This window comes from Caproicibacterium sp. XB2 (assembly GCF_044880635.1).
GTDB lineage: Bacteria > Bacillota > Clostridia > Oscillospirales > Acutalibacteraceae > Caproicibacterium > Caproicibacterium lactatifermentans.
Window position 1 is genome coordinate 1 of record NZ_CP173227.1, and the last position, 23414, is coordinate 23414.

General features: G+C 51.7%; 22 protein-coding genes and 1 tRNA gene. 15 read left to right on the plus strand and 8 right to left on the minus strand.

Annotation, left to right across the window (positions count from 1 at the left end):
* Window positions 1-1317: a chromosomal replication initiator protein DnaA gene (dnaA, locus tag ACIHKT_RS00005; protein ID WP_086034815.1), complete on the plus strand. Its 1317-nt coding sequence runs from the start codon at window positions 1-3 to the stop codon at window positions 1315-1317.
* A 36-nt stretch (window positions 1318-1353) separates the two neighbouring features.
* On the opposite strand, the gene ACIHKT_RS00010 is transcribed toward dnaA, so the two are convergent.
* Window positions 1354-1587: a hypothetical protein gene (locus ACIHKT_RS00010; protein WP_404352468.1), complete on the minus strand. Its 234-nt coding sequence runs from the start codon at window positions 1585-1587 to the stop codon at window positions 1354-1356.
* Between the two features lie 33 nt (window positions 1588-1620).
* Between ACIHKT_RS00010 and dnaN the strand changes: the two genes are divergently transcribed.
* The 13 genes from dnaN (at window position 1621) to ACIHKT_RS00075 (ending at window position 14662) form a co-directional block, all read left to right on the plus strand.
* A complete protein-coding gene (gene dnaN, locus ACIHKT_RS00015) occupies window positions 1621-2736 on the plus strand; it encodes a DNA polymerase III subunit beta (protein ID WP_086034817.1) in 1116 nt (371 codons plus the stop codon).
* A gap of 41 nt (window positions 2737-2777) precedes the next feature.
* Entirely contained in the window at window positions 2778-2993 is a 216-nt protein-coding gene (locus tag ACIHKT_RS00020; protein ID WP_086034818.1) for an RNA-binding S4 domain-containing protein, read from the plus strand.
* A complete protein-coding gene (recF, locus tag ACIHKT_RS00025; RefSeq protein ID WP_086034819.1) occupies window positions 2990-4123 on the plus strand; it encodes a DNA replication/repair protein RecF in 1134 nt (377 codons plus the stop codon). Before ACIHKT_RS00020 ends, recF begins: the two co-directional genes overlap by 4 nt.
* Window positions 4083-4382 carry an extracellular matrix regulator RemB gene (gene remB / locus ACIHKT_RS00030; RefSeq protein ID WP_086034820.1) on the plus strand — a complete coding sequence of 100 codons (300 nt, stop codon included), beginning with the start codon at window positions 4083-4085 and terminating at the stop codon, window positions 4380-4382. Before recF ends, remB begins: the two co-directional genes overlap by 41 nt.
* The gene (locus ACIHKT_RS00035) at window positions 4379-5086 is read left to right on the plus strand and encodes a hypothetical protein (protein ID WP_174192568.1); all 708 of its coding nucleotides are present in this window, start codon (window positions 4379-4381) and stop codon (window positions 5084-5086) included. The genes remB and ACIHKT_RS00035 overlap by 4 nt, the downstream gene beginning before the upstream one ends.
* Window positions 5073-5384, plus strand: a complete 312-nt coding sequence (locus ACIHKT_RS00040; RefSeq protein ID WP_404352471.1) for a hypothetical protein — start codon at window positions 5073-5075, stop codon at window positions 5382-5384. Before ACIHKT_RS00035 ends, ACIHKT_RS00040 begins: the two co-directional genes overlap by 14 nt.
* 113 nt (window positions 5385-5497) lie before the next feature.
* Entirely contained in the window at window positions 5498-7435 is a 1938-nt protein-coding gene (gene gyrB / locus ACIHKT_RS00045) for a DNA topoisomerase (ATP-hydrolyzing) subunit B (protein WP_086034823.1), read from the plus strand.
* Window positions 7436-7555: 120 nt separating this feature from the next.
* The gene (locus ACIHKT_RS00050; protein ID WP_086034824.1) at window positions 7556-8218 is read left to right on the plus strand and encodes a hypothetical protein; all 663 of its coding nucleotides are present in this window, start codon (window positions 7556-7558) and stop codon (window positions 8216-8218) included.
* Between the two features lie 100 nt (window positions 8219-8318).
* Entirely contained in the window at window positions 8319-10883 is a 2565-nt protein-coding gene (gene gyrA, locus ACIHKT_RS00055) for a DNA gyrase subunit A (RefSeq protein ID WP_404352473.1), read from the plus strand.
* A gap of 32 nt (window positions 10884-10915) precedes the next feature.
* The gene (locus ACIHKT_RS00060; protein WP_086034826.1) at window positions 10916-11464 is read left to right on the plus strand and encodes an NUDIX domain-containing protein; all 549 of its coding nucleotides are present in this window, start codon (window positions 10916-10918) and stop codon (window positions 11462-11464) included.
* Between the two features lie 156 nt (window positions 11465-11620).
* Window positions 11621-13066, plus strand: coding sequence for an NAD(P)/FAD-dependent oxidoreductase (locus ACIHKT_RS00065; RefSeq protein ID WP_086034827.1), 1446 nt, complete (start codon window positions 11621-11623; stop codon window positions 13064-13066).
* Entirely contained in the window at window positions 13059-14312 is a 1254-nt protein-coding gene (locus ACIHKT_RS00070) for an NAD(P)/FAD-dependent oxidoreductase (protein ID WP_086034828.1), read from the plus strand. The genes ACIHKT_RS00065 and ACIHKT_RS00070 overlap by 8 nt, the downstream gene beginning before the upstream one ends.
* 5 nt (window positions 14313-14317) lie before the next feature.
* Complete coding sequence (locus tag ACIHKT_RS00075; protein WP_086034829.1) at window positions 14318-14662, plus strand: DUF1667 domain-containing protein; 345 nt, start codon at window positions 14318-14320, stop codon at window positions 14660-14662.
* 70 nt (window positions 14663-14732) lie between these two features.
* Here the strand turns inward: ACIHKT_RS00075 and ACIHKT_RS00080 are convergent, their stop codons facing one another.
* Both ACIHKT_RS00080 and ACIHKT_RS00085 read right to left on the minus strand, forming a co-directional pair.
* A complete protein-coding gene (locus tag ACIHKT_RS00080; protein WP_086034830.1) occupies window positions 14733-15161 on the minus strand; it encodes a DUF6465 family protein in 429 nt (142 codons plus the stop codon).
* Window positions 15162-15264: 103 nt separating this feature from the next.
* Window positions 15265-16560: an FAD-dependent oxidoreductase gene (locus ACIHKT_RS00085; RefSeq protein WP_404352476.1), complete on the minus strand. Its 1296-nt coding sequence runs from the start codon at window positions 16558-16560 to the stop codon at window positions 15265-15267.
* Window positions 16561-16776: 216 nt separating this feature from the next.
* Between ACIHKT_RS00085 and ACIHKT_RS00090 the strand changes: the two genes are divergently transcribed.
* Window positions 16777-18744: a thioredoxin domain-containing protein gene (locus ACIHKT_RS00090; protein WP_174403105.1), complete on the plus strand. Its 1968-nt coding sequence runs from the start codon at window positions 16777-16779 to the stop codon at window positions 18742-18744.
* 67 nt (window positions 18745-18811) lie between these two features.
* On the opposite strand, the gene ACIHKT_RS00095 is transcribed toward ACIHKT_RS00090, so the two are convergent.
* The 5 genes from ACIHKT_RS00095 to ACIHKT_RS00115 all read right to left on the minus strand — a co-directional run bounded on the left by ACIHKT_RS00095 (window position 18812) and on the right by ACIHKT_RS00115 (window position 23394).
* Entirely contained in the window at window positions 18812-20734 is a 1923-nt protein-coding gene (locus ACIHKT_RS00095) for a fructose-specific PTS transporter subunit EIIC (protein ID WP_086034832.1), read from the minus strand.
* Window positions 20735-20812: 78 nt separating this feature from the next.
* Complete coding sequence (gene pfkB / locus ACIHKT_RS00100; protein ID WP_086034833.1) at window positions 20813-21718, minus strand: 1-phosphofructokinase; 906 nt, start codon at window positions 21716-21718, stop codon at window positions 20813-20815.
* On the minus strand, window positions 21715-22473 hold the full coding sequence (locus ACIHKT_RS00105; protein ID WP_086034834.1) for a DeoR/GlpR family DNA-binding transcription regulator: 759 nt from the start codon (window positions 22471-22473) through the stop codon (window positions 21715-21717). The genes pfkB and ACIHKT_RS00105 overlap by 4 nt, the downstream gene beginning before the upstream one ends.
* 339 nt (window positions 22474-22812) lie before the next feature.
* Window positions 22813-22889, minus strand: a tRNA-Arg gene (locus ACIHKT_RS00110).
* Window positions 22890-22932: 43 nt separating this feature from the next.
* Window positions 22933-23394, minus strand: coding sequence for a hypothetical protein (locus tag ACIHKT_RS00115; protein ID WP_086034835.1), 462 nt, complete (start codon window positions 23392-23394; stop codon window positions 22933-22935).
* Window positions 23395-23414: the final 20 nt, after the last annotated feature.

A 23414-nucleotide genomic window follows, 5' to 3' on the forward strand; every position in this document is an offset into this window, starting at 1 on the left:
ATGGATTCCTTCACAGAGGCCTGGGGGCTTATCTGCGACTACTGTAAAACCAAGATTACAGAGGTGGCCTACACCACCTGGATTTCGCGCATTGAGCCTGTTAATCTGGACTTTTCCAGCGGGACCGCGGTACTGAAAGTTCCAAACGATTTTCACCGAAAAACCATTACCCACTACTACCTGGATACCATCAAAGAGGCATTCTGGGAAGTTTTCGGAACATCAGACATCAAAATTGACCTGCGCACCGATGAAGACCTTGCGCCTAAAAAACAGGCGGAAAGCGGTCAGCCGGGCGCAGAAAACTATGAATATACGTTCGACACATTTATCGTAGGCCCCAGCAATAAGTTTGCCCATGCTGCCAGCATGGCTGTTGCCACAAAACCGGCTGAACTTTACAATCCGCTGTTCATCTACGGCAACTCCGGCCTTGGAAAAACACATCTTCTGTATGCCATCTGCAACGAAATTAAAAAGAATTCTCCTAATATGGATATTGTGTACATCAAAGGCGACGAATTTACCAATGAATTGATTGATGCCATTCAAAAGGGTACCACAGCTGAGTTTCACAACCGTTACCGCAATGCCGACGTCCTTTTGGTGGATGATATTCAGTTCATCGCCGGCAAGGACTCCACCCAGGAGGAGTTCTTCCACACATTCAATACCTTATATGAGGCAAAAAAGCAGATTGTTCTGACCAGTGACCGCCCACCAAAGGATATTGCTACCCTGGAAGAACGGCTGCTCACCCGTTTTGAGTGGGGTTTGACTGCTGATATCCAGCCGCCGGATTTTGAAACGCGCATCGCTATTATTAAGCGCAAGGCAGAGCTGCTGGGAATCTCACTGGACGACAATGTAAACGAATATATGGCCAACCGCTTGAAGGACAACATCCGCCAGCTGGAGGGTGCAGTCAAAAAAATGAAGGCATACCACCTTCTGAACGGCTATCCTCTGAATATCAGCACCGCACAGGCCGCTATCAGTGACATCATTAACAATGACCAGCCTGTACCGGTCACCATCGAAAAAATCATAGAGGAAGTCAGCCGTACGTTCGGCACAACACCGGAAGACATCCGTTCCAGCAAACGCAGTGCCAACATCAGCAGTGCGCGGCAGGTCGCTATGTATGTTGTGCGTGAAATTACGCAAATGCCAATGGCGCGCATTGGCGCAGAATTTGGCGGACGTGACCACTCTACGGTCGTGTACGCTATCCAGCAGGTCGAGAAAAATATCAAGAAGAACCCCCGGATGCGTGCCACTGTCGAAGATATCATCAAAAATATACGGGACCGCTGATTTTTTATACTTATCAGTATTCATTTTTTCGTATATTTATTCGTCTATTCCTTGTATATTTTCATCTTTATTCTTCAACTTGTTTTCAACTTTCTCCACCGAGTTTTCAACAGTGCGTTGAAATGTGGATTGTGTTGATTCTTTTTCACAAATTCCAAACTGTCCGCAGTTTAAAATTTTTTCTCTCTTTTCGCAGTGTTTTCCGGGCCTTTTCCCGTCTTTCAACTTTTCCAAAGCCCTTACTACTATTTCTAAATCTATCTCTTTCAAATTATACTCTCAGTAAACGGAGGCTGTCCTTCTATGAAATTCACCTGTGACCGTCAGCTGCTGACGGAAGCTGTATTAAATGTACAGCGTGCTGTATCTTCAAAGAGTTCCATCCCTGCCCTGCAGGGCATTCTATTAAAGGCAAAGCAAAATAGCATTTTCCTGTACGGCTACGATGCCGAAATGCTGGGAATGACTACGGAAATCCCCGCAGATATTTCCGAAATCGGTACAGTTGTTCTGTCCGCTCGTCTATTTGGTGATATTGTACGTCGTTTACCGGATGCCAGCGTACACATTGCGGCGGACGACCACAACGTTACAACCATTCAAAGCGGACAAAGCCATTTTTCCATCGTCGGCATTCCTGCAGAAGAATATCCGGAGCTTCCCCACGTTTCCAGCGAACGGAGCATTCGCATTTCCAGCCAAGTCTTAAAAAATATGATTCGGCAGACCATTTTTGCTGTTGCCGAGAGTGACGCCAAGCCGATTCACACCGGCACCCTATTTGAAATCGGGAACGGAAAAATCCGTTTGGTCAGCGTAGACGGCTATCGTTTAGCTATCCGGGAAGAAATGGTAAGCAGTGAGGAGCAGGACCTTTCCTTTGTCGTGCCGGGAAAGGCACTGCAAGAAGTCAGCAAACTGCTGCTGGAAACTGACGAACCCTGCACCATACAGGTCGGAAGCCGTCACATTCTGTTTATCATTGGCAGTTATACGGTCATTGCACGTCTACTGGAAGGCGAATTTCTAGATTATCGTGCAGCTATCCCGCAGACCAGCAGCACGACCATTACGGTCAAAACCAGCGATTTTATCGACAGTGTAGAGCGTGTTTCCCTGCTGATTACTGACCGGCTGAAAAGCCCAATCCGCTGCCTGTTTGATGAAGATACAGTTCGACTGTCCAGCTATACGCCTATCGGGCGCGCAAGCGACCAGTTCCCGGCACAACTGACAGGAAATTCTGTCGAGATGGGCTTTAACAATCATTATCTGCTGGATGCTCTGCGCAATGCTGAGGGAGATCAAGTGAAAATTGAGCTGAACGGTCCGCTTTCACCTATGAAGGTACTGCCGATGGAAGGAAACAGCTTTCTTTTCCTAGTGCTTCCGGTCCGCCTGAAAGCTTCTGAGGACTAAAAATTTTCTCTATTAAAACAACGATTGAGGATTAAAATAATATGAATAGGAAAATAATAACAATTAGTACACCTTATATCCGTTTGGATGCGCTGCTAAAGCTGGCGGGGGCGGTGGACACCGGCGGCCGTGCCAAATATGTGATTCAGAACGGTGAGGTACAGGTTAATGATGAGGTTTGCACCATGCGCGGTAAAAAGCTGCACCCCGGTGACACGGCTTCCTATGGAGGCAGTATCTTTGAGGTAGCGGAGTGAGAATCGTTTCCCTTTCCTGCCGGGATTACCGCAATTTAGCGCCGCTCTGTTTTTCACCGAAGCCGGAAGGAAATGTCCTATGGGGGCAGAACGCCCAGGGCAAAACAAACTTGCTGGAAGCACTGTGGATTTTTACCGGCGGCCGCAGCTTTCGCGGTGCGAAGGACAGCGAACTGGTACGTCACGGCGCGGCAGGTGCACGGCTTCTTCTCTCCTTTTACAGTGAGGAGCGGGAGCAGTCTGCGGAAATCCGCATTGCCGGCGGAAGACGACAGGTACTTCTTAATGGCATTGCACTGCATTCTCCTGGTGAATTGGTTGGACACGTTTATGCGGTTATTTTTTCACCGGAACATCTGGCGCTGGTACGCGGCGGTCCGGCAAATCGGCGCAGCTTTATGGACGCGGCGCTTTGCCAGATGAAGCCCGGATATGCTGGAATCCTCAGCCGCTACCACCGGGCGCTTTCGCAGCGGAATGCCCTGTTGAAGGATATTCCTCGTCATTGGGAGCTGGAAGATACGCTGCCGATATGGGACGCACGGCTGGTGCAGGATGGTGAACGAATTGTTTCACAGCGGAAAGCGTTTCTCAGCCGGCTGTCTGTTTTTGCGTCCTCCGTGTATGCCGGACTCAGTCACGGTGCAGAATCCCTGCAGATTTTTTACCATGCTTCTGCACCAAATTTTGCAGACAACCTGCAAAAAGAGCATAAGCAGGATATTCGGCAGGGCTTTACCGGCGCGGGTCCGCATCGGGACGACATGGTCCTGCAGCTGAATGACAGTTCAGCCCGCTCCTATGCCTCCCAAGGACAGAAGCGCAGCATTGTACTTGCACTCAAACTGGCCGAAGCGCACATTTTGGAAGAATGCACCGGTGAAAAGCCGGCTGTCCTGCTGGATGATGTCTTGAGTGAACTGGACAGTGCACGGCAGGACTATCTGCTGAATCACCTTTCGCAGTATCAGGTATTTATTACCTGCTGTGAACCGCAGCAGGCAATGAATCTGCACAGCGGTGGATTGTTTCGGGTAGAGAACGGAATGGTAACCGCTGCAGGGCCGGAAAAACGGAAAGGAGAAGTTTATGTATCTTCATCTGGGACAGAACACGGTGATACGAAGTGAAGATATCCTCGGCATTTTTGACATGGAAACTTCTACAATTTCTTCTTCCACGCGCGTTTATTTAGCAAACAGCGAAAAAGCAGGCCATGTTGTCAATGTTTCCATGGATATGCCAAAAAGTTTTGTCTTGTGCTGTCCGCCGGGCGGCCGGGAAACCGTTTACATTACCCCTATCAGCTCAGCCACTCTGCTGAGGCGCGCGAGCTTTGAAAAAGAACTGAGAAACGTGAACACTGACAGACAGGAGCCGATAAAATGAAACAAAACAGAGGCCCACGCTGCCCATACTGTGGGAAAAAAGTAAATCCACTGATTGCCTTTGTACTGAAGAACCGGGGGGAGTACCGCTGTACCAAGTGCAAAGGCATTTCAAACATTCATCTAAACGCTGGTATTTACCGGCTGGCAGTTGTTATGGTACTGGCTGCAGCAGCAGTGCTGCTGATTGAAGAAGTCTTTGTGCGCCATTTTACATGGTACTCTCCGCCGCTGGTTTTTCTGCCGTTTTTGATTTTTTACCTGCTGTCTGCCCGTTATGTAGAATTACGCCGTCCAGTTATTCCACGGCGTCCCGTGAAAAGACGCGCGCCAAACAGCATTACCGGAGGTTTTACGTCCGTTTGTGACCACAAAGAAGAACCAACCGTCAGTGTGCCTTCTCTGTATGACCGCCCTGTTGCGGTATATGAGGAAAGCCCTGAGCCTGTCCATGAGGACCCCACTATCCAAATGGGACAGATTGACGAAATGTCACCAGTTCCGCCGCTTCGGACAATCAAAGCACAGAAACAAAAACAAGAAAAGGTACCAGAAGAACTGCTGCATCAGTTTGAGGAGAACCTTGGCGAAGAAGCAGAACCGGTCTTCTACAAAAAGACAGATGCAAAAACTCCCTCCGGAAAATACCACAGTTACCGTGCCCCACTGGAAGAATCGGAGGAAAATCCGCATGAAAACCCGTAAACAGGCTTCGTGCTGCCCATGGTGCGGTGCACATTATACCCAGATGGAACGCTGCCGGGCGGCCCGCAAAAGCGGACATCTGCAGTGTCCGGTGTGCGGCCGGCTGATACACGCTTTCCGCAGCGGAAAACGCATGGCGGCCTTCATCTCTTTGGCTGTGGCCATGTGTGTGTGTGATTTTTTTCTGCTGCAGGCAGGTGTTCCACTGGTTGGCATCTGGGTACTGACAGCGGCGCTGGCAACGGTGCTTTGGTGTTTTCGCGGCTGGACGGTCGTCTTTGAAAAATCGCCTTCTTAGCGGAAGACGAATTTACATACTAGAGTTGAAAGAATGAAAAATTGGAGTCAGGTGCCGGCGCAGCTTTGTGCCGGCCCGGTTTGTTGTTTGGCTCCCCGCAGGAGGTTTCAGCTTTGAAGATCAATCAGGTAACACACGCAGAGGAAACGTATAACGCAGACCAGATTCAGGTCCTGGAAGGACTGGAGGCTGTTCGCAAGCGTCCGGGTATGTATATCGGCTCTACCGGTGAGCGCGGTTTGCACCATCTGGTGTATGAAATTGTCGATAACGCCGTTGATGAAGCTTTGGCGGGCTTCTGTGACCGTATCGATGTAAAGATAGAACCGGGAAATATCATCAATGTCACCGACAACGGCCGCGGCATTCCAGTGGGTGTGGAGCATAAAACCGGCATGCCCGCCGTGACAGTCGTTTATACTGTTCTGCACGCCGGCGGCAAGTTCGGCGGCGGCGGATATAAGGTTTCCAGCGGCCTGCACGGCGTAGGTGCCTCGGTTGTCAATGCGCTGTCCTCCTGGCTGGAGGTCAAGGTCATTCATGAAGGAAAAGTTTATTTTCAGCGCTTTGAGCGCGGTAAAGTAGCCTGTGACCTCAAAATTATTGGTGAATCTCAGCCTGGTCAGAGCGGCACCAATGTCCGTTTTCAGGCGGACCCGGATATTTTTCAGGACACCACTGTGTACAAATATGAAATCCTGCAGAAACGGCTGCGGGAGCAGGCTTTCTTAAATGCCGGCATCAATATCGTTCTGACGGATGAACGTGACCCGGAAAATATCATTTCCAACCGTTTTTGCTATGAGGGCGGTCTGTCTAGCTTTGTGGAGTTTATCAATAAAGATAAGGAGCCGGTTCATCCGGATGTCATTCATTTTTCCGCTACGGCGCCGGACGGCAATTCCACAGCGGAAATTGCCATACAGTACACGGATTCCTACAACGAAATGCTCCTCTCCTTTGCCAATGACGTCCATACAACGGACGGCGGCACCCATGTGGAGGGCTTTAAACGTGCACTTACCCGCGTGATGAACACCTATGCGCATCAGCACAACCTGTTGAAGGACAGCGATGAAAACCTGAGCGGTGATGATGTGCGGGAGGGCCTGACGGCGATTATCAGCATTAAGGTCAAAGATGCCCAGTTTGAAAGCCAGACGAAGGCCAAACTCGGCAATACGGAAATTGGCACGCTGGTCAACTCAGTTGTAGGAGATAAACTTTCAACTTATTTGGAAGAACATCCGGGTGTTGGCAAAGCTATCTTTGAAAAATCGCTGGCCGCTTCCCGTGCCCGTGCAGCGGCACGGAAAGCGCGGGATCTGGTCCGCCGCAAATCTGTTTTGGAAACCGCCAGCCTTCCCGGCAAGCTGGCAGACTGCCAAAGCCGTGACCCGGAAGAAACCGAAATCTACATCGTGGAAGGTGATTCCGCAGGCGGCTCCGCGAAAATGGGACGTGACCGTAAGTTCCAGGCAATTCTCCCCCTGTGGGGCAAAATGCTGAACGTGGAAAAGGCGCGGCTGGACAAAGTTTACGGCAATGAAAAACTGATGCCAATCGTTACGGCACTGGGCACCGGTATTGGCGACGACTTTGATATGACAAAGCTGCGCTATGGAAAAATCATCATTATGGCCGATGCCGATGTTGACGGTTCCCATATCCGTATTCTGCTGCTTACATTCTTTTATCGTTTTATGCAGCCGCTGGTGGAGCAGGGCCATATCTATCTTGCACAGCCGCCGCTGTACCGCCTAATGAAAAACAAGCAGTACTATTACGCTTATTCGGATGAGCAGCGCGACCAGCTGATGCAGGAGCTTGGCCAGACCGATATGCAGCGGTACAAAGGTCTGGGCGAAATGGACCCGGAGCAGCTGTGGGAAACGACCATGAACCCTGAAACACGCATTATGCGCCGGGTAGAAGTGGAGGATGCTACAGCTGCGGACGCTGCCTTTACAGTGCTAATGGGTGATAAGGTTGCCCCACGCCGGCAGTATATCGAGGAGAACGCCAAATATACGGAAAATTTGGATGTTTGACAAAAGGACACAGCTTCCACTGTGCGGCGGGTGTTTTCATTTGCCCGAAAATCTGGTATAATAAAAACATATTCATTCGGTAAAAATTGAGGCCGAAACGGACAAAGGAGTTTATAGAGAATGAGCGAAAAACAAATCGAGGAAGAGGCTGTAAAGCCTCCGCAACCGGAGCAGCAGGACGCAGACGACGACGGCATCCGATGGGACGGCAGTGAGGCACGCATGGTCCCGGACGAGGATGCGCAGGCATATGAGGAAAAGATGACTGCAGTCCGTATCCGCTATAAGCTGACGAAAGAGGAGCTGTGCCGTGCCCTTCTGCGGGAGGGCATGAACCGAAGCAAACGGTTTTTGCTGTGCGGCATTTCCATTGTTTCATTTGTCGCGGCGGCCGCTTTTCTGGCAGAATTTAGTCTGCGGTCACTTCCCGCTATGCTGTTGTTTGTTGTGATGTTTTTGGTAGTCGGTATCTTTTCGGCTGTTTTTCCGCGGTTCGCTATTCGCAGATTTGTTCAGAAAAACTATGATTGTCAGGAGTATGTACTAAATATTTACCCGGATGTAATAGAGGGAACCTACGGCAATGAAAAAATTTCCATTCCGCTGGATGGCTCTGCCTGCAGTATGCTGTACAAGGGACTGGCGCTGTTGCAGTATAGTGAAAAGTCCGGCAGCGGCCCCAAAAAGCACTTGTTGGTTATTCCGCTGCGCAGTGTGGAGCCGGGCGTTTTGGCAGACGTGGAGGCTATGCTTTGTGTCGGAACCCGCCGGGTTAGAAAATAAATCTGCTTTTTATACGGCGTGTTCCTGACACGGCCGTTGTTTCGCCGGACAGACCACAGCGGAACATTGTGTACATTGGTGTACGGGAGGAAGTCCTTTCATGGATGAAATACAAAATGAAAATAAATCAAAAATTATCGATGTAGACCTGGAAAAGGAAGTACAAAAATCCTTTATGGCATATTCTATGTCGGTCATTGTACAGCGTGCATTACCGGATGTACGGGACGGGCTGAAGCCTGTCCACCGCCGGATTCTGTACGCCATGTATGAGGACGGCATTACACCGGATAAGCCCTATAAAAAATGTGCAACCACCGTCGGCGACGTGCTGGGCCGGTATCATCCGCACGGCGACGCCTCTGTGTATGACGCGCTGGTACGTTTGGCACAGGATTTTTCCATGCGCTATATGCTGGTAGACGGCCACGGCAACTTTGGCTCCGTGGACGGTGACCCGCCGGCTGCTTACCGTTATACAGAATCCCGTATGAGCCGCCTGTCCGTAGAAATGCTGCGCGATATTGATAAGGATACGGTCGATTTTGGTTCGAACTTTGATGACAGCCGCAAGGAACCCACGGTACTGCCCGGCCATTTTCCAAACTTGCTGGTCAACGGCTCCACGGGTATTGCGGTCGGTATGGCAACCAATATTCCACCGCACAATATGGGAGAAGTTCTGGACGGCGTCTGTGCCCTTATTGACGATCCGGATATCGGCCTGGAAGGTCTGATGCAGTACATTAAGGGACCAGATTTCCCGACAGCCGGTATCATTATGGGCCGTGCGGGTATCCGTGCCGCTTATGCAACCGGACGCGGCCGCATCACGGTGCGTGCCCGCGCGGAAATTGTGGAGGAGAAAAACGGCCGCTTCAGCATTGTTGTTACGGAACTGCCCTATCAGGTCAACAAAGCACGCCTGATTGAAAACATGGCGGACCTTGTTAAAAACAAGCGCATTACTGGCATTTCCAACATTGAGGACCATTCAGACCGCAACGGCATGCATATTCTTATTACGCTCAAGCGGGACGCTTCCCCTCAGATTATCCTGAACCAGCTGTATTCTTACACCCAGCTGCAGACAACCTTCAGCGTCAATATGCTGGCGATTGTCGGTGCACATGGCAGCTACAGCGGCGAGCCAAAACTGCTGACCTTAAAGCAGATTTTGCAGGAATATGTGGCCTTTCAGAAGGACGTCATTACACGCCGGACAAAGTATGACTTGAAAAAGGCACTGGCCCGTGCGCATATTCTGGAAGGATTAAAAATTGCCGTCGATAATATCGATGAGATTATTGCCATTATCCGTTCCAGCCGTGACCGTGCTGCGGCGCGTGCGCGTATGACGGAACGTTTTGGGTTGGACGATATACAAACACAGGCCATTGTGCAGATGCCTTTGGGTGCCCTGACCGGTTTGGAACGCAAAAAACTGGAAGAAGAACTGGCTGCCATAGAGGCAAAAGTGGCGGACCTGCGCGATATTTTGGCACACGAGGAGCGTGTCCTTGCTATCATTAAGGAAGACGCGCAGAATGTCAAGAAAAAGTTCGGCGATGAACGCCGCACCGAAATTGTTTCTGTTTCCGGTGAAGTGGATATTGAGGACCTGATTCCAGACGAGGAATGTGTGCTGACACTGACGAACTTCGGTTATGCCAAGCGTCTGGCGGCGGATACCTATCACACACAGAACCGCGGCGGACGGGGCATCAGTGCTATGACACGTCGGGATGAGGATTTTGCCAGTGAGATGTTTGTGTGCGGCAGCCATGATTATGTTTTGTTCTTTACCAATTTTGGCCGTGTGTACCGTCTGAAGTGCTATGAAGTGCCGGAGGGCAGCCGTACCAGCAAGGGTGTCAATATTGCCAACCTGCTGCCGATTTCACAGGGCGAAAGTGTCACCTCCATGATTCGTGTGCCGGAGTTTGACGATGAAAGTTATCTGTGTATGGTTACCCGCAATGGCATTATTAAGCGCACAGCGCTGTCCGCGTATAATACGGCGCGGAAGGGCGGCGTGATTGCGCTGGGTTTGGACGACGGTGACGAGCTGTGCTGGGTGCGTCTGACAAGCGGCGATGATGAGCTGCTGGTTGCTACCCATTTTGGTATGGCCATTCGGTTTAATGAAAATGATGTGCGTCCAATGGGCCGTGCGGCGCGCGGTGTTAAGGCGATTACCCTGAAAGAAAGCGACTACGTTGTCGGCATGAGTATCCTGCGGGAAGGCGGCCGTGTGCTGACAGTCAGTGAAACTGGCTTTGGCCGTCTGTCACCGATTGAAGATTACCGCATTCAAAACCGTGGCGGCAAGGGTCTTACGAACTACCATATTGATAAATATGGCTGTGTGGCCGGCATTAAAGTTGTGGACCTGACAGACGATATTATTTTAATTTCGGAGGACGGCATTCTTATCCGTATTCCGGCAGATTCCATTCGTATTTGTTCCCGTCCGAGCAAGGGTGTCAAAGTAATGCGGCTGAACGGCACCGACAAAGTTGTCACGCTTGCCCGTACAGAGCATGAGGAAGACGTGCAAATGGACGAACTGCCGGACAGCGGTGACAATGACGATGAAACGGAAGGCGCTGACGATTCAGCTGAAACGGAAGACCAGCAGCCTGAAGAGCAGGAAGAAAACTGACCTGCAAAAAAATACCCGCTGAGGTGAAGCAGATGATACAGACAGAAAAAACGCTGGAACAAAAGTATATGTACCATGGCCGAATCCTGCAGATGCACGTGGATAAAGTACAGCTGGAGGACGGCAGCGTTTCCGTACGGGAATGTATCGACCACCCGGGCGGTGTGTGTGTGGCGGCCATTACGCCAAAAGATGAAATTCTTTTGGTTCGGCAGTTTCGATACCCCTACCATGAGGCAGTGGTAGAGGTTCCGGCTGGCAAGCTGGACCGCCTCGGCGAGGACCCGCTGGAAGCGTGTAAACGGGAGCAGCTGGAGGAAACCGGCACGTCTGCGGAAACCTACCTTCCGCTTGCGGTGCTGTACCCTTCGCCCGGCTATACCAATGAAAAACTGTATCTGTATGCCTGCCGCATTACCGGGCAGGGCTGTCAGCAGTTGGATAAGGGCGAGTTCCTGGATGTTGAGCGTGTTCCCCTGCGAGAGGCCGAGGCAATGGCTGCGCGCGGCGAAATACACGATGCAAAGACGTATGCGGCGATTCTGCGTACAGCACAGCTGGTCAAAGAGGGAAAGCTGTAACCGAAAACCGCTGGAAAGGTATTTTTGCAGGTTAATGGAAATACAGAGCTTTTCATGAAACACGGAGCAAAACAGATGAGGGCTTTTCCGGCCTTTGTTTGTTTTGCTCTTTTTTGAAGCACGGGGGTTTATTTTACAGGACAGGAGGAATGCAATATGTATGATGCAGCAATTATCGGCTGCGGCGTAGTCGGTGCGGCGGCGGCCTATGTCCTTTCCCACTATGACCTGAACGTGGTGGTGTTGGAGGCGGAAAATGACGTTGCGGAGGGTGCGACCAAGGCAAACAGCGCCATTCTTCACGCGGGATTTGACCCGGAGCCGGGAACCCGCATGGCACAGCTGAATGTCAAAGGCATTGCGCTGGCAAAGAAAATCTGCAGCCGGCTGGACGTTCCCTATCGGGTATGCGGCAGCATGGTGCTGGCACTTTCACCGGAGGACCTGCCGCGGCTGCGGCATTTGTATGAAAATGGTCTGGCAAACGGTGTGCCGGATATGCAGCTGCTTTCCGCACAGGAAACGCTGCAAAAAGAACCGAACCTTTCCAAACAGGTTTTGGGTGCCTTGTGGGCGCCCAGCGCCGGTATTGTCAGCCCGTGGGAGTATGCGCTGGCCATGATAGAAGTGGCCGTGCGGAACGGCACAAAGCTTTTGCGGCGCAGTCCTGTTTCCGCCATCCGCAAAAAAGACGGTGTCTTTTCGCTGACAGTCCCCGGCGGGACGATTGAAAGCCGGTATGTCATCAATGCAGCGGGTGTGTATTCGGAAAAAATACATAATCTGATTTGCCAGCCGCGTTTTCATATCCTCCCCACCCGCGGCGAGTACTATGTTTTGGACAAAAACGAGGGCAATTTGGTACATTCTACGATTTTTCAGTGCCCTGGAAAATTTGGAAAAGGCGTTTTGGTTACACCAACAGTGGATGGCAATCTGCTGATTGGCCCGAATGCGGAAGAAGTGGAAGAGGAGAACCGGTCCTGTACGGCCGCCGGACTGCATTTTGTCGAAGAAAGTGCCAGACGCAGTGTGCCGGGCTTTCAGCTGGGGGACGCGGTCCGCAGCTTTGCGGGCGTGCGTGCCAACGTGGACACGGACGACTTTATCATCGGCGAGGCACCGGACGTGCCGAACTTTATTGACCTTGCGGGAATCAAATCCCCCGGCCTGTCCTCGGCTGCGGCCATTGGACAGGAAGTGGTCAAAATTTTGCGGGACAAGCATGACCTGCCGGATCGGAAAAAAGAGTATCGGGACGGCCGCCGTCATATTCGCTTCCGCCAGCTGTCGCCGGAGGGTAAAAAGAGGTTGGTACAGGAGTACCCCGCGTACGGTCGTATTATCTGCCGCTGTGAAACTGTTACAGAAGGCGAAATTTTGCAGGCCATTCACAGTGAAGTGCCTGCGTGGACGATTGACGGTGTCAAGCGCCGCTGCAATGCGGGCATGGGGCGCTGTCAGGGAGGCTTCTGCGGACCGCGTGTGCTGGAACTTCTGTGCCGGGAACTGCATATGGACCCGCTGCAGGTACAGCAGGACCGTGACGGCAGCTATGTGCTGGCCTGCGAAACCAAACAGGGAGGGAATCCTCATGTATGATTTGATTATTGTCGGCGGCGGTCCTGCCGGTTTGGCGGCTGCGTACCGGGCTTATCAAAGCGGTCTTCGCCGTATTTTAATTATCGAGCGGGACAAAGAACTGGGCGGCATTCTGAACCAGTGCATTCACAACGGGTTCGGTCTGCACCGGTTTGGTGAGCAGCTGACCGGCCCGGAGTACGCCGGCCGGTTTATCGATATGCTGCAGGATACACAGGTGCAGGTCAGCTTGGATACGATGGTGCTGGCTGTGACACCGGACAAAAAGGTACACTGTGTTTCACAGAAAGACGGATACCGTGTCCTGGAAGCAAAGGCTGTTTTGCTGTGCATGGGTTGTCGGGAGCGTCCCCGCGGTGCAATCGGCATACCGGGAACCCGGCCGGCCGGTATTTACACGGCTGGCACCGCACAGAGGTACGCCAATATAGAGGGATATCTGGTCGGCAAACGCGTGCTGATTCTCGGCAGCGGCGACATCGGTCTGATTATGGCACGCCGCATGACACTGGAGGGTGCCAAGGTGTTGGCCTGTGTGGAACTGATGCCCTATTCCAGCGGCCTGACACGAAACATTGTGCAGTGTCTGCAGGACTTTCATATTCCGCTGTACCTTTCTCATACCATTGTCGATATACAGGGACAGAACCGTGTCGAAAAGGCGGTTGTTGCTAAAGTGGGACCGGATCGCAAACCCATTCCCGGAACGGAAATCACCTTTGACTGTGACACCATCCTGCTGAGTGTCGGCCTCATTCCCGAAAACGAGCTGACGCGGCAGGCTGGTATCTGCATGGACCCGCACACAAAGGGCGCTGTGGTCTATGAAGATATGGAAACCAGCATTCCCGGCATTTTTTCCTGCGGCAACGTTGTGCAGGTACATGATTTGGTGGATTTCGTTTCCGATGAAAGTGAAAAAGCCGGCACGGCCGCTGCCCATTATGTACGGTGCGGCGAGCCGTCCGGCGGTCGTGTGCTGGAGCTTCAACCCGGCAGTGGTGTGGGCTATACGGTGCCGCAGCGGGTGCGTCTGAATCATGTGGAAAAGACAGTGACGGTTTCGTTCCGTGCCCGCCGTATTTTTGGAAAGAGCAGCATTGTAGTAAGAAGCGGCGATGCCGTAACGGCGCGTTATCCGCGGGAGCGTGTTACGCCCGGTGAAATGGAGCATATTTCTCTTCCCCGTGTTCTGTTGGAAAAGGCGCCGCAGGATACGCTGACCGTACAGGTAGAGGAGGCATAGATGCTATGAAAGAAATTATCTGTACCTGCTGTCCGAAAGGCTGCCGCCTTCAGGTAGATGAGATGCAGGACTATCGCGTGACAGGCAACGGCTGCCCGAACGGCGCTGTTTACGGTCGGCAGGAAGCAACCAATCCCGTACGCATTGTTACCAGCACTGTGCGTATTCGGGGCGGTCTGCACCCGCGCTGTCCAGTTAAAACTGAACAGGCCGTTCCCAAAAAGCAGGTGCCCGCAGTCATGAAAGCTTTGGAAAAGGTGGAACTGCAGGCGCCTGTTTCCCGTGGGCAGGTTGTTTTGCAGGACATCTGCGGGACCGGCGTCAATCTGATTACGACACGCAGTATGTAAACAATAAAAAAGTCCGAACAGCTTCTTTTAAAAACAGCTGTTCGGACTTTTTCCTGTTTATTTGGATTTATCAGAGATAAATTTTTCCTTCTTTTCCGTTAATGACATAATACACAATGCCATCCTCTGGTTTGACGTACAGGCGGCAGGAATAAATGGCACCCTTGTTGGTCATATGATAATCTGTTTTGGCACGTTCTATCAGGTCTGCGGTCTGTACTTCGCGGTTGCCCCACTGTACATAAACCTCCGGAACCAGTGCAGAAGCGGCCCTCCGGCCTGCCTCAGTGGCCTTTTTTCCGGTGTCACGGATTGTCTGCCCAACGGCCTTTACGGTCGGCTCGGCTTTCTCAGCGGCGTCTCTGGCGGCAGAAGCGGCTTTTCCTGCGGTTTCGCGCGCCATGTCGCTTACGGTTTGGGAAGCCTTGGCCATGGCCTCGCTTACCGGTTCCAGCTTATCTTTCAAGTCCTGTTTGGTTAGCTTCTTCTTTGTGTCCATCTTGTTTGCGCCTTCCTTTCATCTGTTTTTCAGGGGATATAGTTTCTTATTTTATTGTAGGCTATTTTTACAATAAAATCAAGTATAGGAAAAAATTTTACAATCAAGTGCGATTTTTATCATGACTGATTTGCTCACCGGCAAAGACATTGGTCAGGCCGGCTTCCGCGACACGTTCTTGCACTTCCACAGTATTGGTTGTGTATAAGCCTCGCTCCTTCATATGCGCGAAAAGGACCGAGCCGGAAAAAGTGAATTTTTTCCGTACGCCTTCCTCGGTTTTCATCTGTTCCCGCACAAAGTGAACAGCGTCCCCCACAGCCAGTGTATCGGGCAGTGTTAAAAGCGGAAGACCGCGGGCACACTGAACCGCATTCCATCCGGCCAGCGTACCGGTTGCAATGGCCTCCGTGTGGCCAACCAGCAGCCCCGCCTTTTCTCCGGCACAGAACAGGTTGTCCATGCCCTGTACCCTCAGCGTATCGTCCCGCGGCGCCATGGCGAAGAACCGCATGGAATTGCCTTTTCCGCCAGCGTATGGGTCCTCGTACCGCGCGGTTTCAAAACCGGGCACTTTGTGCAGCTGCGCCAGCGTAAAATACGGTGTCATCAGCTTGGCGTGGCCAGTGTCCAGCAGGACCAGATTCTGTGAGTAAGCGGGTAAAGCGTACTGCTGGCACGCCTTTAGGGAGAGATGGTCTTCACACAGTTCCGGAGGCAGCGGAACAACCACCACACCATCCCGGTCCAGCTGCTCCACAATTTCCGGCGCCAGCGAGCCTTTCATCAGCTTGCAGGAGCCGCTCATGGCGCCAATGGAGCCGTCAGCTTTTTTCCCGTGCATTTCCGGAATGCCGCACAGGCCGGTCAGGCTGATTCTTCCGCCGAAACTGGGGCACCGCAGAATACACATGGCACAGCCGTTGCCGTATTTTGTGCAGTTTTGTGTGGGACCGGCTGTGCCGGTGGTATCCAGAAAAGCGTCCGCCGAGAAGCGGGTGCCGTCCTGCAGCTTCACAGCTTTTAGCTGGCTGCCGTCCAGTTCGACGCCGGTCACGCGGGATTGAAACCGCAGATGAATGCCGAGACTGCGCAGATACTGTTCCGTTTTTCCGGGCGTTTTGCCAACGTCGTAAAGGCTGGCGTGCGCGTGGCCGGGAAAGGAGATGTTTTTGTGACGGCAGCAACTGTCAATCAGCTGAAACAACTCGCCGCCGCCCATGGCAATGCATTCCTCAGCGGCGGTCCAGCGCCCGTTATTCCGCATAATACCGCCCACCTGCCCGGTACCCAGCAACATATCGGTGCGCTCCAGCAGAACGGTTTCTGCACCTGCCTTGGCGGCACGCACAGCGGCGGCGCATCCGGCCCAGCCCCCGCCGACAATGACAATTTTCATACAATTCGGCTCCTTTCTGGTCCTTTTTCTTATTTTAAAACTTTCCCGTTCATCTGTACAGCATACACGGAAAAAAGAGGAAACAATCCCGTCCTCTTTGACATCTGTCAGTGCTTTTTGTATAGAAAAACCGCTTTCGCAAACACTAGAAATAATTTGCATTTTGTTTGTCACAGATTCCATAGGATAATATTTGCGCGGAAGGAGCGGCTTTGTATGTACGAAAATCAGCTCATTCACGAAACCAGCCCGTATCTTCTCCAGCATGCCCACCAGCCGGTCAACTGGTATCCATGGGGGGAAAAGGCCTTTGCCAAAGCACGAGCGGAGGACAGGCCAATTTTTTTAAGCATAGGATATTCCACCTGTCACTGGTGCCATGTCATGGCAAAGGAAAGTTTTGCGGATAAAGAAATTGCAGCTTTGCTTAATAAAAGTTTTGTTTCCATTAAAGTGGACCGGGAGGAACGCCCGGATTTGGACAGCGTCTATATGGCCGTTTGTCTGGCGATGACCGGCAGCGGCGGCTGGCCGCTGAGTGTTTTCCTCACACCGGACAAAAAGCCGTTTTTTGCCGGTACCTATTTTCCTAAAGACAGCCAAATGGGGATGGTGGGATTCCGGCAGCTGCTGCAGGTTATCTCTGGGAAATGGAGACAGGACCGGAATGCACTGCTACAGTCTGCGGAGGAACTGACGGAACTTTTGTCCAAGCAAAAAACCAGCGGCGGCCATGTGGACGATTCTCTTTTGGACCGGGCAATGCAGCAGTTTCAGCAGAGTTTTGATGAAGAATACGGCGGTTTTGGAGAAGCCCCGAAATTTCCCACGCCGCACAATCTTTTGTTTTTATTGGACCGGTTTCAAAAAACGGGCAATTCCTCCGCGCTCCGTATGGTGGAACTGACACTGCGCCGGATGTATCGGGGCGGTCTGTTTGACCATATCGGTTTCGGTTTTTCCCGCTATTCCACGGACCGCGCGTTTCAAGTTCCGCACTTTGAAAAAATGCTTTATGACAATGCCTTGTTAATAATGAGCTATGCCAAGGCCTATGATGTCACAGGTGACGCTTTTTATTTGGAGGTCGCGAAACAGACAGCGGACTATGTGCTGCGGGAGATGACCAGCCCGGAAGGAGCGTTTTACAGCGCCCAGGATGCAGATAGCGAGGGTGCGGAAGGCCGGTACTATGCATTTACACCGTCTGAGATTCAAAAAATTTTGGGAGAAAAAACCGGAGAAGCGTTCAATCGCTGCTATGGCATTACCGAGTATGGAAACTTTAATGGAAAAAGCATTCCGCATCTGATGGGAAGTATGGAGGATGTTCATGCGTTGGCGGACTGTCTCCCCCCTTTGCGATTATATCGCAAACACCGTAGCCGTCTTCACTTGGACAATAAGATTTTGACGGCGTGGAACGGGCTGATGATTGCGGCACTGTCACAGCTTGCGCGTGTTTCCGGAAGTAAGCGGTACCTGTATGCGGCGCTGACCTGTGAGCAGTTTCTGCGGACAAACCTTTGTGAAGATAACTTTTTGTATGTCAGTTGGTGCAGCCGTGTCCGCGGCGGTCCCGGCTATCTAAATGACTATGCCTGCGCCATATTCGCCCTGCTGGAGCTTTCTCAGGCAGCGCAGGAACCGATGTTTTTGGTGAAGGCACAGCGGCTGTGCCAGCGGGCACTGCATGATTTCTGGGACCAGGAGCAGGGAGGCTTCTTTTTGTCGGGTAAAAAGAACGAGGAGTTGATTCTGCACCCCAAAGAAACGTATGACGGGGCCATGCCCAGCGGCAACTCGGTCATGGCGTACAATCTGGTTCGGCTGTCCCAAATGACAGACGATGCGCACTGGGAGGACCTTGCTCGGCGCCAGCTGGCGTTTTTGTCCAAACAGGCAGAGGAGATTCCGATGGGACACGCATTCTTTCTGCTGGCGCTTTCTGATTTTCTTTCACCGCCGGACCACGTCACGGTGGTGCCCGCGGCGGATGAAGATGTAAGCGAACTCCTAAAAAAATGCAGCCTAAACGCTATGGTGACAATTTTGAAGCGTCCCACAGCGGACTATCCGCTGCTGAATGGGCGAACAACCTATTTCGTTTGTACTGGACACTCCTGTCTGCCGCCCACCAATGAGCCGCCTGCCCTGCACCGACAACAGCCCGCAGAATTTTAAAAAACCGGAAGGCCCTGTTCAAAAGGGCTTTCCGGTTTTTTTCTGATTGTAGTTTTTAAAGATACCGTTATGCGGCATCAGTACGTGTCTTTTTTAACAGGCTGAGCATCACTGCGCCAACAATGCTGCCAGCAGCCAGAGCAACTACGTACATCAGCGGATTCCCTACCACTGGGAACACAAAGATGCCGCCATGCGGGGCACGCAGTGTACAGCCGAACAGCATAGAGAGTGCACCAGAAACAGCGGAACCGACAATACAGCTTGGCAGTACGCGCAGCGGGTCGGCTGCGGCATAAGGAATGGCACCCTCAGAAATAAAGCACAGGCCCATTACATAGTTGACAATGCCATTCCGGCGTTCGCTGGGTGTCCACTTCTTCGGGAAGAAAGTGGTAGAGAGCGCAATCGCCAGGGGCGGAACCATGCCACCGACCATGACCGCGGCCATCACGTCAAAGCTGCCGCTGGCCAAAGCCGCCGTGCCGAACACATAGGCTGCTTTGTTAACAGGGCCGCCCATATCCACACTCATCATGCCGCCCAAAATAGTGCCCAGCAGTACTTTGGAAACACCGCCCATCGAGTTCAGCCAAGCGGAAATGCCGGAATTGATGAGGCCCATCAGCGGGTTGATAGCACACATCACTATGCCGATACACGAGATGCCGCCCAGCGGATAGATAAGCATTGGCCGGATACCGTCCATACTTTTTGGCATATTTTCGGTGGTTTTCTCCAGAAATTTCACTAGGTAGCCTGCTACAAAGCCGGAGAGCAGTGCCGCCAAAAAGCCGCCGGAAATGCCTGTGGCATCGCCGCTGGCAAGTCCCGAAAAGTTGGTGCCGGTCATGGCCAGTATACCGCCGGCAAAACCAACTGCCAAACCGGGCCGGTCCGCAATGGACATGGCAATGAATGCGGAGAGAATAGGCAGCATATAGTTGAATGCCGCGCCGCCGATAGTCTTAAAGAAAGCCGCAAGCGGGGTGTTCATGCCGAAATTCTTTGGGTTAATGGCGTAATCATCAAATAAAAACGCCAACGCAATGAGAATGCCGCCGCCAATGACAAAAGGCAGCATATGTGAAATGCCGTTCATCAGGTGCTTATAGATGGTGTGACCGACACTGCTGTTCTGCGCTTCCTCAGCGGGTTTGCCGCCCTGTGCGTGGAACACGGGTATGCTGCCGCTTTCAATCTTTCGCAGCAGCTCCTCCGGCTTGTGAATGCCGTCATCTACACGGGTGAAAATGACGGGTTTGCCGTCAAAACGGGCGGTTTCGACATTTTTGTCCGCCGCAATGATAATGCCGTCACATGCGGCAATCTCGGCGGCGGTGAGCACATTTTTTGCCCCACCGGAGCCGTTTGTTTCTACCTTACAGGAAATTCCGAGCTTTTTGCCGGCTTTATCGAGTGCCTCTGCCGCCATGTAGGTGTGGGCAATGCCGGTGGGACAGGCTGTGACCGCCAGCACACGGTAGCCGGTAGGGACGCCGGCGTCCTCTTTTGTGATACTTTCGTTACCAAACTGCGCCTCTTCCTGCGTGTCAATTACAGAGAGAAACTCTTTTGGAGTTTTGGCGGCGTGCAGTTTTGCCACGAAATCTTCATTCATCAGCATCTGCATCATGCGGGCCAGCAAATCCACGTGCAGGTTGCTATTGTTTGGCGCGGCAATCATAAAAAACAGGCTGCTTTTTTCCGCGTCATCTGGGTTATACTGCACCGGCGTTTTCGGACGCAGGGCCGCAAGGCTTGGCTTTGTCACGCAAGTGCATTTTGCGTGGGGCACTGTGATGCCGCAGTCCACATAAGTGGAAGCCTCAGCCTCACGGGCATAGATGGCCTTTTTGTAGGTCGCCACGTCCGTGATGCCACCGTGGGTAACCTGCAGCGAAACCAGCTTGTCAATGACCTGCGTCTGATTTTCCACGGGGAAATCCAGCGCAATGGATTCGGTGCTGAGAAGGTCTGTGATACGCATGGTTAACTCCTCCCATTGTCATTCAATGAATTTTGTAATTTCCGCAAACAATTTTGCAAAAAAGATAAACAGAAAAAACTACATCTTTGCAAGCATCGCGTCGATTTCTTCTTTGCCTGCCAGCCCTAAGGAACAGGCGGTGGCGCTGCCGGCGGCGGTTCCTAAGCGCAGTGCTTTTTCATAGCTGCCAGTTTGCAGCCAGCCGGCCAAGAAGCCAGCTACCATGCTGTCGCCCGCGCCCACGCTGTTGCGTACTTTACCGCTCGGTGCGGCCATTCGGTGGACCTTTCCGGTTTCATCCAGCAGAAGTGCGCCGTCCTTTGCCATGCTTACCAGCACGTTGCGTGCACCACGCTCCTGCAGCTTAGTGGCACATTCAGTAATTTCCCGGTCGCTTTTCAGTTCCCGGCCAAAGATTTCACCCAACTCGTGGCTGTTGGGCTTAATCAGAAACGGTTGGTATGGGAGGACATTTACAAGAAGGTCACGTGTTGCGTCCACCGCGACGAGAATATTTCGTACGGCAAGTCTCCTCATAATTTTTTCATAGGTATCGCTTGCAAGACAGGCAGGAATGCTGCCCGCTAATACCAATATATCACCGCTTTTCAGCGCGTCCAGTCGGGTATAAAGCCGCTTCATATCCGCCGGTGAAATGACCGGACCACTGCCGTTAATTTCAGTTTCTTCCTTATCTTTCACTTTTACGTTGATACGCGTCATGCCGGAAGGAAGGCGAATAAAATCCGTTAAAAGGCCCATATTGTGCAGTCCTTTTTGCAGCCAGCTTCCGGTTTCCCCAGCGATAAAGCCCAGTGCAATGGCATCATGACCCAGATTTCGCAGCATCACGGCTACGTTGATTCCTTTTCCGCCGAACTGGTAGGTCTCATCGGTGCAGCGGTTAATTTTTCCCGGTTGCAGGTGATTTTCCAGATGGACCACATAATCAATAGCGGGATTAAAAGTCATCGTATAAATCATTTTACGTCACTCTCTTTTACCAAAGTATATTGGCGATATTTTTCATTTGGAAGGTGATTTGTAAAAATGGAACCCTCTATGAGAGGACAAATGACGGCGGCATAAACTTTGCCGAATTTGGAGTCATCTGTAAGAAACCAGGTTTCCATCGCACGGTTCAGCGCGGTATTTTTCAGCTCGGCTTCCTCCACATCCGGCGTGGTGAAACCTTCCCCCAGGGTTACACCGTTTGCACCCATAAAGGCCTTTGTGAAATGATAGCGCTGCAGGTTTGCCATGGCCCCTGCCCCTACAATCGCTTCTGTGCTGGGCCGTACTTGCCCGGCAAGTACATATACCCGACACCCCTTTTGTGCCAGGATGCGCGCATGGGCAATACCGTTGGTCACATAAACAGCGTGCAGTGCGCTGCCGGAAAGACACTTGACAAGCTGCAGGGTGGTGCTGCCCGCATCAATGTAGGCAAAATCTTCCGGACAAATCAGCTGTGCGGCGGCCGCGCCGATGTCAGCTTTCTGTGAAACAGCCTGCGCCTCTTTGGTAGTCATGGTTTCCTCGGCAGCGATAAAGCGGTTATTTGCTAAAGTTGCGCCGCCGTGCACGCGGTTGAGCCGGCCTTGGGTGTCCAGAGTTTGCAGGTCACGGCGAACCGTTGACTCGCTGGCGCCGAGAACGTCACACAGTTGCTGTACGGTAACAGAGTGCTTATCCTGCAGCATGTGCAGAATAATAGAAAAACGTTCTTCCGTAAGCATTTGACCACCTTCTTTCTGTGAATAATTACAGTATACAATCAAAAACATTCAATATCAATCAATAATATTCACAAATTTAGAAAAATTGTTTGAATATTTTGCATAAAGGCAAATTAAACTAACAAGACTTATTATATAAAGCAATTTCAATCATAATCAATCATAAAGAATCATTCCGCAGAGAAGGCGCGCAGAATCCTTCATACAGGGCAAAACCCTCTTACCGCTTAGTCCGATGCGATAGGAGGGTTCTATATCATTTGTAGTCTATTGGCATGATTTGTTTTTCGGGAGGGTGACAAAAGAAAAACGCCGAAAACCTTGACGGCACGGCGTTTGTGGTGTCCTCGGGCGGATTTGAACCGCCGGCCTACCGCTTAGGAGGCGGTCGCTCTATCCAGCTGAGCTACGAAGACAAATGAAAACTACTCTCCATTTTATCAAAAGAAAGAAAGAATGTCAATTTGGCTTTTTCCACGCCAGCATAAAAGCGTGCAGAAAAAGGGCCGCATTCAAAATTTCCAACAGAACAACTGCATAACAGACACAGCTTTTTAAAGTAAGAATGCCGCTCATTCGGTGGGCCACCACCGTGTAAAAAATGGAAGAGGAAATGAATTCCCAGGAACACATCCCAATGCACACACCGTATCTAGAACGAGTTTTGCGCAGGAAAGTTATCAGCCAGATGGCAACAGGAAGCACAAGCAGTGGAACACAGTACAGAAGGCCGCCGATAAAGTGTATCCAGTCTCCATACTTCAGGTACAACAGGCCCATTTGCAGGGAGTTAACAGGCAGGCGGCTGTCTGTCAAATTCCCTGCCGGCAAAAAAATCAGCACGACAAAAAGGACCTGCAGAATCAATGCGGCCCATTGGGTGATTTTCAGGTTCTTTTTATCGTAGCGGTCTCGTGACATCGGCAGGTCCCTCCTAAAAA